The organism is Granulicatella sp. HMSC31F03 (assembly GCF_001807725.1).
Lineage (GTDB): Bacteria > Bacillota > Bacilli > Lactobacillales > Aerococcaceae > Granulicatella > Granulicatella adiacens.
In genome coordinates this window covers 34,924-49,306 of the sequence record NZ_KV790853.1, presented here as the reverse complement: position 1 = coordinate 49,306, position 14,383 = coordinate 34,924, and the positions used below count along the sequence as shown (strand labels likewise).

12 protein-coding genes are annotated in these 14,383 nt (G+C 41.5%); 8 read left to right on the top strand and 4 right to left on the bottom strand.

Translation table 11 applies throughout. From position 1 onward, the window contains the following. Positions 1-3 precede the first annotated feature (3 nt). Positions 4-1,371, bottom strand: coding sequence for a serine hydrolase domain-containing protein (locus HMPREF3106_RS05045; RefSeq protein ID WP_210384824.1), 1,368 nt, complete (start codon positions 1,369-1,371; stop codon positions 4-6). Positions 1,372-1,606: 235 nt separating this feature from the next. Then, entirely contained in the window at positions 1,607-2,545 is a 939-nt protein-coding gene (locus HMPREF3106_RS05040; RefSeq protein ID WP_070444761.1) for a nucleoside hydrolase, read from the bottom strand. A 168-nt stretch (positions 2,546-2,713) separates the two neighbouring features. On the opposite strand from HMPREF3106_RS05040, the gene brnQ reads away from it, so the two are divergent. Then, entirely contained in the window at positions 2,714-4,030 is a 1,317-nt protein-coding gene (brnQ, locus tag HMPREF3106_RS05035) for a branched-chain amino acid transport system II carrier protein (protein ID WP_070444760.1), read from the top strand. A gap of 334 nt (positions 4,031-4,364) precedes the next feature. Here brnQ and HMPREF3106_RS05030 read toward each other — a convergent pair whose 3' ends face one another. Further along, a complete protein-coding gene (locus tag HMPREF3106_RS05030) occupies positions 4,365-7,820 on the bottom strand; it encodes an FtsX-like permease family protein (protein ID WP_070444758.1) in 3,456 nt (1,151 codons plus the stop codon). Between the two features lie 14 nt (positions 7,821-7,834). Then, complete coding sequence (locus HMPREF3106_RS05025; RefSeq protein WP_070444757.1) at positions 7,835-8,536, bottom strand: ABC transporter ATP-binding protein; 702 nt, start codon at positions 8,534-8,536, stop codon at positions 7,835-7,837. A 136-nt stretch (positions 8,537-8,672) separates the two neighbouring features. Here HMPREF3106_RS05025 and HMPREF3106_RS05020 point away from each other — a divergent pair, with 136 nt between their 5' ends. From HMPREF3106_RS05020 to HMPREF3106_RS04990, 7 genes are all read left to right on the top strand, one after another. Next, on the top strand, positions 8,673-9,218 hold the full coding sequence (locus tag HMPREF3106_RS05020; protein WP_070444754.1) for a TetR/AcrR family transcriptional regulator: 546 nt from the start codon (positions 8,673-8,675) through the stop codon (positions 9,216-9,218). A 12-nt stretch (positions 9,219-9,230) separates the two neighbouring features. Then, positions 9,231-9,644: a peptide deformylase gene (locus HMPREF3106_RS05015; protein ID WP_070444752.1), complete on the top strand. Its 414-nt coding sequence runs from the start codon at positions 9,231-9,233 to the stop codon at positions 9,642-9,644. Positions 9,645-10,013: 369 nt separating this feature from the next. Next, positions 10,014-10,754, top strand: a complete 741-nt coding sequence (locus HMPREF3106_RS05010) for a MerR family transcriptional regulator (RefSeq protein WP_070444750.1) — start codon at positions 10,014-10,016, stop codon at positions 10,752-10,754. Positions 10,755-10,934: 180 nt separating this feature from the next. Next, positions 10,935-12,695: a T7SS effector LXG polymorphic toxin gene (locus tag HMPREF3106_RS05005; protein ID WP_070444748.1), complete on the top strand. Its 1,761-nt coding sequence runs from the start codon at positions 10,935-10,937 to the stop codon at positions 12,693-12,695. Further along, entirely contained in the window at positions 12,682-13,032 is a 351-nt protein-coding gene (locus HMPREF3106_RS05000; protein ID WP_070444746.1) for a hypothetical protein, read from the top strand. The genes HMPREF3106_RS05005 and HMPREF3106_RS05000 overlap by 14 nt, the downstream gene beginning before the upstream one ends. 19 nt (positions 13,033-13,051) lie before the next feature. After that, positions 13,052-13,402: a hypothetical protein gene (locus HMPREF3106_RS04995; RefSeq protein WP_070444744.1), complete on the top strand. Its 351-nt coding sequence runs from the start codon at positions 13,052-13,054 to the stop codon at positions 13,400-13,402. 167 nt (positions 13,403-13,569) lie between these two features. Continuing rightward, positions 13,570-14,382 carry an EndoU domain-containing protein gene (locus HMPREF3106_RS04990; RefSeq protein WP_070444742.1) on the top strand — a complete coding sequence of 271 codons (813 nt, stop codon included), beginning with the start codon at positions 13,570-13,572 and terminating at the stop codon, positions 14,380-14,382. Position 14,383: the final 1 nt, after the last annotated feature.

Below are 14,383 nucleotides of genomic sequence, written 5' to 3'. Positions count from 1 at the left end.
CCTCTATTTTTCACTTAAGAATTCATTATGGACTGCATAATTGACTGCGCTAGCAAAATCGTGAGTGTTACTATAATTTCCAGATTTTTGTTGTCCATTATTCATTTTATTGGTCAGAACAATTACTACTATCTTATTTTTTGGAGAAATTGTTACATAAGTGCCCGTAAATCCATTGTGTCCAATCGCATCTTCCGCCAAAGATTGCATCCACCCAGCATTCTTTAAATATCCATAAGATTGAATTGAACCTGATTTTGTTTTAAATACATCTTGTAAGAATAGTTCCACGGTTTTTTCGTCATATAGAACCGTATCTCCTCGTTTTCCTTTATCTACTAAAACTTGATATAAGGTTGATAAATCAGTAGCAGTAGAAAACAACCCTGCGTGACCAGCATATCCTTCATTTGCCATAAAAGCATTCCCATCATTCACTTCACCTTGGAGCTCGTAATTACGCCATCCATTGAACTTTTCGAACGCTTCTTTATCTGCTGTCATGTCATATCCAAATTTAGGGAAATTTACCTCATCGATCATCATCTTTTCAAAAGGATTTCCGTATGAAGTTACCGCAATTTTTGATTTATCAACACCATTTTTAGTTGGGTTAAACATCGTATTTTTCATTTCAAGCGGTTCATAAATCGTTTTAGCAACATATTTGTCAAATGCTTCTCCTGTAATTTTTTCTGCAATAAACGCTAAAGTCATATAGCCTAAATCACTGTACTTATACTCTCCAGGTTTAAATTCTAACTTTTGATCTTCAATGTATTTCAATGTATCTTGTCGATTGTTTGAATATAAATAAATTGCTTTCCATTGTGGAAGACCGGATGTATGACTGAGTAATTGACCAATTGTTACATCTTCTTTTCCATTCTTTCCAAATTCAGGTAAATATTTCGTTACCTTATCATCTAGCTTCACTTTTCCTTCATATACTAAATGCATAAAAACTTGAGTTGTCGCACTAATTTTTGTAACTGAGGCTAAATCAAAGAGCGTATCATCAGTAACTGCAGAAGGATTTTCAATCTTTTCAGCAGGATTCTTCGAAAAATCAAACGCTTGAATCGTTCCATAGCTCTTTTTAAAAACTATTTTTCCATCTTTTAAAACAACAATTTGCGCTCCAGGAGTAGCTTTAGGGTTTGTTTCTGCTAATTGGCTTTTCACATAAGAAAAAGCAACTGCGTCAATTGCTTTTTCAAGAGCTTTTGACGACTCATTGTTTTCTTTATTCTCAGCCACAACTGTTGTTTCTGAACTTTGAGGAACTGTTTTATTTGAACATCCTACTAATCCTAATGCACATACTACAGAGCTAATCATTAACACTTGCTTCTTAAAATTTTTTAACATCATAACTCCTCCGTTCAATATACATTTTTTTGTACAATAGAAACTATCTTTCCTTAAACGATCATAAAAAGCACCCCCATTTATGAAAATACACTTTTTTGTACCTTATCTATACGCCAAGTATAATACTATCTTAAATTTTTGTAAACCCTTTCTTTAGATAAATTCTGCTATTTATAATACTAAATCATAAAAAAAGGCGCTTCTCTTTCGATAGCGCCAGAAGCTATTTATATTATTTTTTCGCCAAATTCGTGATGTAATCGAAGAAGGCATCGCGGTCGACGTGGTAGACAAGGTCGACTGGGCGGCCATTCTCTGCTTTGATGGTACGGCCACGGCTTGCACCGGCAACAATCACGTCACTATTCACCACAGAACGTTTGACAAGGTCTTCTTTCCCGAATGAAGCGGTCGTTAACACGTCCCATAGGAAGTATGTTGAGTTCGTTACGTAGTGAGTAAGAGGAGGCACGATTGCGTAACATTGCCCTAAGAAGTCAACGCCTTCGATGGCACGTTCTTTTGCCCAACGGTCGCGAACATCAAGAGATAATGGCACCATGTTTGTACTTTCAAGCGCCACAAGTTCGATTTGGATGCCTGATTTCCAAACGCGTTTTGCCGCAAATGGATCCCAGTACACATTCCACTCTGCAGTTCCGTCGTGTTCAGGGTCTTCCACGTTCCCCATATCAAGGAAAGTTCCACCCATCCAGTAAAGTTTTCCGATGTTTTCTTCGATGGTTGGGTCTTGATCTAACGCACGAGCTAAGTCTGTTAATGGTCCTACGAATACAAGGTCCACTTTCTCATTCGATTCTTTTAAGGCACGGATTAAATCTTCGTGCGCTTTTAATGGTGAGTCTTGCACCGTGATTGGTTTATGTTCGTTTAAGATTGGAAGTGCGTCCACTGTGAAGGTATGCATTCTCCACTCTTTCGGGAATGGGTTCACAGGGCGAGAGTCTGAAGAAGCAACTTTCAATTGTTTGTCTTTTTCAGAACCGAATTTATGGATAATCTTCTTGCTGGCTTCCACCGCTGGTACTAAATAGCAGTCCGCTTCGATGACGCCGACCCCTACTAATTCCACGTCTTCCATTTTTAATAGTAAATATAATGATACTAAATCATCAACGCCACCATCGTGGTTTAAATAAACTTTACGCATTTATGAGTTACGCTCCTTTAAAATGGTTTTCTTGCACGCTTTATTATACCTAAAAACGAACAATAAAGAAACTATTTTATCCAACGTTAGGTTTTGTTTTCAAGTGCATTCATTCTCAGTTTATGTTAAACTATTTTTAATTATTTTTTAATGTTAGGAAGTGGTTCAATGAAAAAGAAATTCATAGATATTATCATTATCGGTTTTGCTCTGTTTGCCATCTTCTTTGGAGCCGGAAATTTAATTTTCCCACCTTATCTAGGAGTGACGGCAGGAGAAAATTGGGGAACTGCAACCTTTGCATTTTTAATCAGTGACCCTCTGCTATCCGTCGTTGCCGTAATGGTCGTGGCCACTCTTGGCGGAAGTGCACTAGCGGTCGGACGACGGATTCATCCTGTTTTTGCAGGCGTCTTGAATGCTATCTGCGTTCTCTTAATCGGGCCCATTTTTGCGGTTCCTCGTACAGGAGCGTCAACGCATGAGATTTTCGTACAATCGTATTTTCCTGACGCACCTCAATGGATCACTTCCCTCGTATTCTTTGGAGTTGTCCTCTGGATTACATACAAGGAAAACTCCGTCATGGATGCCATCGGAAAATATTTAACACCGATTCTATTACTTATTCTCTTCTGTATCTTTGTCGGAGCCATCCTTCAACCAAATGCAACATTTGCCACAACAGACGGAAGCGGACTATTTGCACAAGGTTTTAAAGAAGGCTATCAAACCATGGATGTGCTCGGAGCACCTCTCTTAGCCGGAGTCGTGATGAAAGATATTACGCGTCGCGGGTATTTAAATCGAAAAGAACAATTCAGAATGATGTTCGGTGTCGGCATCGTAGCCTTCATCCTACTTGCTGTCGTATACTCAACACTAGCTTACAGCGGGGCCAGCATGAGCACAGTGATCGACTCAACTGAGCAACGTTCTGCTATTTTAACAACCATTGTTAAAACTTTACTCGGATCATGGGGGCAACTCGCGATGGGACTTGCGGTCTGCTTTGCCTGCCTCACAACTGCGATTGGACTAACAACCACTTGCGGACAGTATTTTGAAGAAGTCTCTAAAGGAAAATTACAATACAAGAAAATTATTCTTGTCACGGTAGCAGTGGAATTCATCATCTCGCTTGTCGGCGTGGATTCACTCATTAACCTTGCTGTTCCAGTATTGACCTTCATCTTCCCAATCGTGATTGCACTCATTCTCTTCTCGGCATTTGACCAATACCTCCCATACGACTGGACGTATCTTGGAGCGGTTGTCGGAGCTGGAATCGTTGGACTTGTACAAGGAATCAACACCCTTTCACAATTACTCGGCGGAAACTTACTAGGAGACGTAGCCTCTTGGATTGGAACTCTCCCACTAGCCACATACGGCCTTGAGTGGATTGTCCCAACCTTTATAGGCGCCATCCTTTTCACCATTGCATCCGCCATCTTAAAACCAAAACAACTTGAATTTGATTAAAAAAACGGAGCCCCGCGCTCCGTTTTTTGTTTCCCATCCGCCCCTCTCTAAAAAGGACGGTTTGTATATGGTTGCCATGTGATATAGGTAATCCCTGCTCCAAATGCAGATCCCCAAATCTGTAGGCACAAAAGAAGCAAAGAAAAAATCCTACGGATCCAATAATGATTGTAGTACGGTTTAGTAACCGATGTGAATTACTGACTCTGGAAATTTATTTCCTAGAGTCAGTTTGAAGCTCGGTAGGCTGTAGACCATAGGCTACAGCCGGTACCCGACTTACAATCATTATTGATGAATCCGTAAGGATTTTTCTTTGCTTATATAATAGTTTCTAATCCACAGACTTGAGGGCTTCTAGCATATCGATGCGTTGGAGGAGATGGTTCACCATATACCCTAGCGCCACCAAGATGACAATCACAATCACACTTGGCAACACATATACAAACCATCTGACCGTGGGATTAAACATAACAAACCCCGGCGCCACCGTCTCAATAATCACCCGATGCAGCACTCGCCCGAACAACAATCCCACAACAATCCCGATGACCGATAATAAAATCGTTTCACGGTAAATATACAATGTGACTTCTTTGTTCAAGAAACCGAGTACCTTAATCGTTGAGAGCTCGCGAATCCGTTCGGCTACGTTGATATTTGTTAAGTTATACAAGATTACCACCGCGAGTAAAATCGACACAGCCGTTAAAATCATCATTACGCGACTTAACGAACCAACAATCGTATTGATACGACTCACCATGGACGTGTTTTGCACAACGGCTTTCACCCCGTCAAGAGCCATTAAGTCTGCTGCGGCTTTTTGTACGCTAGAAGCGTCTTTGTCTTTGAACTGAACAAAGATGGCGTTGTCAGTTGGCATCTCTCCATAGGTCTTAGCGTACACTTCTGGGGTCATGATGACGAAGTGGCCAGCGTACATTTCTACGATGCCTCCAACCGTTAACGTCACATCCTCACCGTCCTTATTTGGAAGCGTAAAGGTGTCGCCTGTTTTCACGTTCAAGAGTTTAGCTAATTTCTCGGAAATCAACACGCCACCCTCTGGAAGTGTCACAGCTTTCTTCGTCTTCGCATCATTCAAATGAAGATACGGAGAAAGGTTGGTTTCCTCCCCGACAAGCACTGTCACGGACTGCTCATCGTCCACACCTGGCACCTCACGTGTTACCGATTCGCTATAGACGTCGCTATAAGCAGTCACGTTTGAAGAGGTTAAATAGTTTTGTAATGCTGTTTGTTCGGAAACCGTCAACACGGACTCTTTTGACACAATCGCATCATAGGTAATCAATTCCTTGAACTGACGATCCGCAATCCCGTCTAGTGACCCGAGAATTCCGCGCCCTGCAAAGAGAAGCGCCACGCTCCCAGCTACCCCGAAAATCGTCATGAACATCCGTTGTTTATAACGGAAAATATTCCGCGCCGTTACCTTATGCGTGAAGCTGAGGCGGTTCCAAATGAACGGAATACGCTCGAGAAGAATCTTCGACCCAGCCACTGGAGCTTTCGGCAAGAGAAGCGCTGAAGCTTGCTCATGAAGTTCACGGCGGGCAATCCATAATGGAGGTACCACGCTACAGATAAGCGAGCAAATAATCGCAATCACGGCGATGAGTGGATGGAAATTCAACTGGATACTTGGCAATACCGTATCCTTCATCAAGGTCGCACCTAAAGCACTTGGCAATGCATACGTTCCAAGTAAGATACCTAGAATAGTTCCTGAGACCCCTGCCGCAAATCCATACACGGCAAATTTCTTCATCACGTCTTTTGTTTCATACCCTAGCGCCTTCAACACTCCGGCATTGATTCGTTCTTCATTCACAAAACGCGTCATCGTCGTTACCGTTACAAGAGCCGCAACGGCATAAAGCACAATCGGGAAGAGGTTCCCCACCGACGTAATCCCTTCGGCTGTCGTCTTCATATTGAAGAATCCTTCGCTTCCAAGCATCGTCGAGCGCGTGTATACGGAGTACTTCGGTTTCGTGAGTTTTGAAACGTCCACTTTCGCCTTTTCAAGGTCCGATTCCGCCTTCTGAATATCCTTGTCGGCTGATTTTTTCTTTTCGTTGTACGTTTCTTCGCTTTCTTTTAGCTGCGTTTTGGCATCCGCGAGTTTAGCTTCACCGTCCGCTAACGTTTTCTTGGCTTCAGTTAGTTTCGCCTTGCCTTCTTCTAAAGTACCAGCGTTGGCTTCAAAAGTTGCTACTCCTTGGCGATATTGTTCTAGCCCATCGACGTACTGGCTGTAGCTAGCATAATACTTGGCTAGGCCTTGTCGGTATGCTTCTTGCCCTGCGAGTAATTGTTGTTTCTTCGATGCAAGTTCAGCCTCAGCATTTGAAATCGCCGTTTGACCCGCTGTGAGTTCTTGTTCTTTTTGAGTGAGCACTTGTTCTTTGGCCGTAAGTGTCGCCTCTGTTTGAGTAAGCTGGGCTTCTGCTTGCGTTAAAGCTGTCTCCATCGCTTGAAGGCTCTCTTTGGTAATTCCTTTTGCAGCAGCCGCAGCAGGGTCACTAGCTAAAAGTGCCTTTCCTTGCGCTAAGGCTGTCTTCTTCGTTTCGAGGTCTACCTTACCCGCTTCTAGTTGCGCTTTGGCCTGTGCTAATTGCGTTTTGCCGGCTTCAAGCTGTTCCTGTCCACTTGCAAGCTCTTCTTTTTTGGCCGTGAGTTGCGTCTCGGCTTCTGTTAACTTGGCACTTGCATCATCCAACTGAGTTTTCTTCTGGGCTAAAGTAGCCACGGCTTGTTCGATTTGCACACGGGCACTTTCGAGTTGTTCGCGGCTAGCTTCCAACTGATTCCATGCAGCGTTTAACTTCGCATCTCCAGAAGCAATCATTGCTTCGTTGTCAGCTACTTCTTTTTGCCCGTTTGCAAGCGTCTTTTCGTTCTTTTCGATTTCACTCTTACCATCTGCTAATTTCTTCTCGGCATCCGAGAGTTGCGTCTTGGCATCGGTTATTTTTTCTTTACCTTCTGAAATCTTATCGTCGGCCGTCGCCTTCAATGCGTCTAAGCGCACCGCTCCATTGTCAGCCAACTTTTCTTCTAGCGCCTGTTGCAACTCCGTCACCTTGTCTGAGTACTCACGGCTCGTTGTTTTCCATTTGCGCAAATCCGGATAACGAAGTCGCGCAATCGTATAAACTTCAGAATCGAACGCGTCTTTTGGCACGACAGCAAACCCACTAAGGTCCCCGCTCCCTGCACTAGAAGCGCCTTTAATCGTCTTCGAAAGAATCTCGCTGGAGTTCACAAACCCCGTAATGGTAAATTCATGTTCTTTCAGTAGAGCGTTACTTCCAGATTCATTCAATCGAATCGTGTCGCCAATCTTGTACTGATTCGCCATCGTTTGGGCAAGCGCCACTTCATTTGATTTCGTAGGCAACTTACCACTCACCAATTCGAATGTTGAAATATCTGTCGTCTGAGAGAACACACGAATCGCGTTCGGCGTATCGCCAATCACCGTATCGGCAAAATAGCCAAACTCCACATCGGCGTTCTCTTGCTTGATCTCGGCTTGGTCTTCGCCACTTAACCCGTAGCCTGCCACCACGAATAAATCGGCAGCGTTGGACTGTTCCATATAGCTGTTCAAGGTGTCTTCAATATCCGGCCCCGATACTTTTAGGCCCACAAGAGCAAATGCCCCGAGCATCATGAGTAACATAATAGAAAGGAAGCGGCCCTTCGACTGGCGAAGTGAGTTCCTTATATCCTTATTTAATGTCTTCTTATTCAACGTCCTCCCCCCTTCTAATATTCAAGCGTTTGAATATCTTGTGGATTTGGATTGAGTTCCATTTTCTTCACGCGCGCGTCATGCATATAAATCACGCGGTCGGCAATCGGCGCAAGCGCAGAGTTATGCGTTACGATAATGACCGTTGCGCCTTGGTTACGCGACATATCTTGTAAAATTTGAAGCACTTGTTTTCCTGTATGGTAGTCGAGCGCTCCGGTTGGCTCGTCGCAAAGTAATAACTTTGGATTTTTGGCAACCGCACGTGCGATGGAAACGCGTTGTTGTTCCCCACCCGATAATTGGGCTGGGAAATTATTGATGCGGTGTTCAAGCCCCACTGCCTTCAAGGCTTCCTCTGCATCTTGAGCGTCTTTTACGATTTCAGCCGCTAACTCCACATTTTCCTTCGCCGTTAAGTTCGGCACTAGATTATAAAATTGGAAGACAAATCCAACATCGTCTCTTCTATAGTAAGTGAGTTGTTTTTCATCAAAAGTCGAAATGTCCACGCCGTCAATAAGGACTTGTCCTTCGTCGTTGGTGTCCATGCCACCTAAAATATTGAGAACCGTGGATTTTCCTGCACCGCTGGCCCCTAAAATAATGACCAACTCGCCTTTTTCAATTTCAAAATTCACATCATTATTTGCAATAATCTCTGTATTGCCGACATGATACCGTTTATAGCTATTCTTCATTTCGATATAAGCCATGTCTATCCCTCATTTCTATCAACGCAGTTAAATGAACACTGTGTTGATTATCCTTCATTCATACTTTATAATAGGCCTAGCGAAAAAACAATACACAATACTCAACAATGTGTTGATTTAAGAAAGAGTTTAAAAAATGACGATTCAAAAACGTAAAACCACAACGAAAAGTGATTTAAAAGTTGCGCTCACAAGACTCCTGAAACAAAAGGACTTCGAAGCGATTAGTGTGAGTGATATTGCAAAGGAAGCCGGAATCAACCGCGGAACCTTCTATCTGCATTATGTCGATAAATTTGATATGATCGACCAGCTGATTGACGAGATTTTACAAAACATTATTTTCTTATTGAATAAAGACCAGCCGAAAACGAAAGAAGAAGCCTTTGCGCCCATCGTTAAAATCTTCGAGTATTTAAAAGAAGATTTCGACTTTATTCATGCCATCTCGCTCAACCGGTTTAACTATACTTCTCATCTAGTCCGAAATTTCTTACTGGAATTATCCAAACAAATCGGTCCGATTAAAGAGACCATCAAGACCGTCTATCCGCTACCGGAAGACTATGCCGCAGAAGTCTTTATTTATAGTAATAGCGCGATTTTCTTCCACTGGATTCAAAAAGGTGGCGTGGAAAGTCCCGAAGAAATCGCAAAAATCTTTTTTAGAATGACTGTATAAAGGAGCAAACTCATGCAAAAAAATATTATGAAAGACCCACTCTTCCTCAGCCAAAAATCAAGTGTTGCCGACCCGAAAGCCGATGCTCAGGTCGTCCGCGACTTACAAGATACGCTTCGCGCTAACCGCGACCGTTGTGTGGGGATGGCAGCGAATATGATTGGTGTGAAGAAAAACATTATTATTGTAGCGATTGGTCCGATGGATTTGGTAATGCTGAACCCACGGATTACGAAAAAGCAAGGGCCCTATGAAACGGAAGAAGGATGTCTGAGCCATACAGGCACGAAGAAGACGACGCGCTATCAAACGATTGAAATAACGTACACCGACCCAAGCGGCAAGAAGCATACGGGGACGTTCACCGACTTCACGGCGCAAGTCATCCAACATGAGATCGACCACTTAGAAGGTATACTCATATAAATACGATTACTCCAATCCTTGCGGATTGTTTCATCATAGCTGTAATGGGGCAACGGCTTGAGCCTTGTGTCTCAATCTCTACCAAGCTTCAAAGGGCGGGTAAAGGTTGTTCCTTAACCCGCCCTAATTCACATTGGTTGCTATCCCCCATTACTGCTACGATGAGTCCGCAAGATTTCCGTAATCGTATCTTACTGCGCTTCTAAATGGACGAAGAAGGAGGCTTGTTCCGGGAAGGCGAACACCCGCTTCTTAGCGGCGTGTCTTCCTTCTTCGTTTCATATAGTAAAAAAAAGAAAAAGAAAGAGAAAAGGCTTGACCCTTACGTAACGTTATAGATTACACTGTATATTGTTAGGAGTTGAAAATATGTATTTAATCAAACAAGTGAGCGAAATCAGTGGTGTATCGGTGCGCACTTTACATCACTATGATGAAATTGGCTTACTATCCCCCAAAAAACATGAGAATGGATATCGCTATTATAGTGAAGAGGAATTGTCCCTCCTTCAAACCATCCTGTACTATAAGTATTTAGGATTTTCACTAAAAGACATCAAAAATCTCATGAAACAAGAAGAGGAAGATCTCTTGCCTCACTTGAAACATCAGTTGATTTTAATGCAAAAAGAAAAAGAACGTCTTCTAACATTAATCGACACTTTAGAAAAGACCATTGAGTCAAAAGAAAGGAAAATGACAATGACAACAGAAGAAAAATTCAAAGGCTTCACCTTCAAAGATAACGAGAAATATAAACAAGCCGCGACTGAAAAATACGGTGAAACAGTAATGAACGAGACTGCAGAAAAACAAAAAGGCAAGGAAGAAATCATAGCAGACGGCTTCAACAAGATCTGGTTCGCGTTTGCTGAAAATATCGAAAAAGGCCTCCCAGCATCAGACGCTGTGAACGTGGACTTAGCAAAACAACTCCACCAACACATGTGCGCCTACGCGTTCGACTGCTCCATCGATGTCTTCTCAAGCATCGGATTCGGCTACGCTCAAAACGAAGAGTTCAGAACGAACCTCGATAAATACGGCAAAGGTGTGGGCCAATACGCTTGCGACGCGATTCAAGCCTATGTCGCACAGAAGAAGAAATAAAAAGATTCGTTCCCTAAGCATATTATAATCCATAATTATAAGCAGTCATTGACTGCTTATTTTAATATCATTAAACTTCTTATTCTCTCATTTTTTCAAATTCATTATGCTATAATATCAATTGAGAGCGACAATTTTTACAAACATAATTTACTTTTAGAAGTTTAAGGAAGATGATAAATGAGTTATTACGTAAAGTTTAACGACATTACCTCCATGCATGGCCAAACGAATCAAACCATCCAACAATGGGGCGCGTCAATAACAAACCTAAGCAAAGCGGTTGAAGGATTTGCGGGGAACAGTAGTCTTCAGGGGAAAGCGATGACGAGTGCGCAAACCTATATGAGAGAAGTTCATGGAACACTTCTTCAAACTTTTCTTCAACTAATGAATGACTATTCTACGAGTTTGTTACTGTATAAAGATGGCTATTATCAAATCGACACTCATAACCATGCGGAGTTGCCTGAAGATGTCTATAAGGGGCTTCATTCAGACCTAGGAAAGTCTAAGCAACGATTCGAACAACAGTTGGAGCAGTTAACAGCTGCCAAACTGAGAGTCGCAGGGTTAGTGAATTACCAAGGCTCTAGTCACACAAAAACGAAATTCACGTATGAGAAGCTGATGAAAGATATTAAGCATCTAGACGAATCCATTACGCAGTACGAAGAAATGCATGCTCGCCAAGATTTGCAGGCGTTTAAGGAATTGCTAGATGCAACGAAAAGCTTGTTAGCGGAACATTCGAGTAGAAATCGGAGTCTTGAAAGTTATCAATCGGGTGCCTTTGGAAAACTACCCTCTGTTCAACGGTTTATGGTAGCCTATGAACAAGTGTCAGCCCAACTAAATGATCGTATGGGCATTATTCAAGTAGCTCTTGAACGTGATCAAGTGCGCATGGAGGCACTTCATGCCGAAGAACGAACCAAGCAAGGGCTTATGAATCTCGTATTTGGAGTCTTGACGGTTCTAGCCGGTGTCTCGGCGCTAGTCATGTCCGGAGGGACTGCTTTGCCGATTGTGGCGCCGATGCTTAAGATTGCGGGAGTTGGAATGTATCTTCTAGGTTCATCGAACTCATTTGAAGAGGTTCAAAATATAATTTTAGGTTCCATAGGAGATGGCAAAACGGTAGCTTTTAATCCGATTAGAGATACGATATTCTTTGGGAATGCAGAACTTTATAATCATGTAGGCCAAGTGTTCTCATTAACAACAGGGATGTTAATACCAATTGCCCAGACGCAAAGTATTGCACAAGGAATCTCGCAGTTCTTCTGGGGAACAGTCGGAGGTTTAGCAACTGGTCAAGCAGCCTATCACGGAACAAAACTTCTCGGTGGAAACGAAGAAACCGCACAGCTGATGAACTTATTAGGAAACTTTGTTGGTGGGTACGCTGCTTCTAAAGCCGTTAAGAAATTTAGTTTGAATGGAAAGACTGCGCCAAAAACTTCAATAACTAAGGTGCAAATTCAAGAACCTGAGTTGTTGAAGTCATCAATAAAAAATATGTCTGATGAGGTATATACAGAAATCAGAAAAATGAGTATTAAAAATCCTGAATCTGATACAATGACATTAGGAAAATATGAACCTACAATTAGACCAGATGGCACCGAGGATTATGGGATTCCTGGGCCGGGTTCATATATTAAGAAGGCGGGCAAAACAACGTATTTTGATTTAGGCGAGTATTGGAATAAAATAAAAGAGAAGTTTCACTTAGATGATAAGCAAATGTTTGATGCGTTTAATAAATCAGCGTTAGACGACGCTGTAGCACAAGGCAAGACCATTCGTTTTTCTCATGATCCTACTTTGGATAAGTATAAAAATTCTGCACTACGGTGGGAATGGGATTATTTACAAGAACAACATGGATATAAAGATTTAGATTTAATAGGAGATTATTGGTATGCAAACAAATAATATGCTAGAACTTGCGAGAGAAACTCGAAAGAAAATCAGGGAAGTTTTTACGGATAAAGTAGATACTATTACGGCATATGATATAAATGATGAACCCAATCGTCATACATTCAAACTGAAATTTCTCATCTATAACTTTGCTGGGGTAAGATTTATATACGAAAACGATTTATTTGAAATTCACCTACTTCTTAATCTTAACAAAGAAAAAGTGATTTCTAAGCCAAATAGCCATTACAGCGAAATAAGTGACTGGGACAGCTACCTAAAAGAAATCATGTTAGACATCGAGTCTTATATCCCAGAGAAATTTTTAAAAGCCAAGGGTTGGAGATGAAAGATCAGGAGGTGTTCATATGTTGAAAAAAAGTATGCAAGAGCTAGCGACAGAAGTGAGCGAACGTATTCAAAGAGCGTTCGGAGATAGAGCTTCAGACATGACCATTTACGATGTGGTAGATGTGCCAAATCATCAAATGTTTAGTATTAAATTTAAAGCCTATGATTATTATGAAGCTCATTTTGGTTATGAATTAGGTTTTACAGATTTTTATATTGTGATTAGTAAAGGGATTGGAATCTCACTTCCCCAAAAAAAATATTTTTTTGAAGAAATAACAGATTGGGACAGCTACTTAAAAGAGATCATGGCAGAGATTGAACTGCGTATCCCCGATGAGTATTTAAAAGCAAAAGGATGGCTGTAGAGGTTAAAATACAAAAAAATGATGATACCACTGGATTACCAGTGGTATTTTTGTGTATTAATTTTGAATAAATACCGAATTTATTTTCATGAATATGGTATGATAAAAATGCAGAAGAAGTTAAATCTTATAACGAAATTGGCCAAGTCTTCACCTTAACAACAGGGGTGTTCATACCGATTGCCCAGACGCAAAGTATTGCCCAAGGAATCTCTCAGTTCTTCTGGGGGACAGTCGGAAGTATAGCAACTGGGCAAGCAGCCTATCATGGAACAAAGCTTCTTGGTGGAAGCGAAGAAACCGCACAGTTGATGAACTTATTAGGAAACTTTGTAGGTGGGTATGCTGCTTCTAAAGCCGTTAAGAACTTTAGTTTGAACGGAAATACTGTGCCAAAAGTTGAATCAGCACTTGAAATAAAAAATCAAGTATTGGAGAATATAAAATTAAATAAGGCGGCAAGAGAAAGTTCAGGGTTTAAACAGTATGTAGCGAAGGAAAAATCTATACTTGACAGTTGGAATCAGAATACTTCCAAATTCAAAATGTACAATATGGATGACTTAGCTAAACTCCAACACACAGAGAACTTTACTGAGAAGTCTTTAATTCACATTTTTGAAGGTGACATAAATAGGAAAGGTCGAGCAGGAGGTTATCACTATGATATGGTAGAGGGGACTTCTGGTAGTATCATAGAAGGGACGAAAAGTCCTGCCTTAAACGATGCTGGAGTTTATGAAGCGAAAGTTGCAGTAAATGAAACTCTTAAGAAAGCTAACGGAGGGAAATCAACCTTCTTCCCTGACCATATGAGCCCTCAGGAGGTTGTGGATTCTATTAATGAGGCATATGAAACAAGGGCATTTGACACTAATTCAAAAAACAAATATGAAGGTATAAGTAAGAATGGAATGAAAATTACGATGTATTTAGACTCTGAGAAAAAGATTATTTCAGCTTTTCCTAGCAGTAATTAGA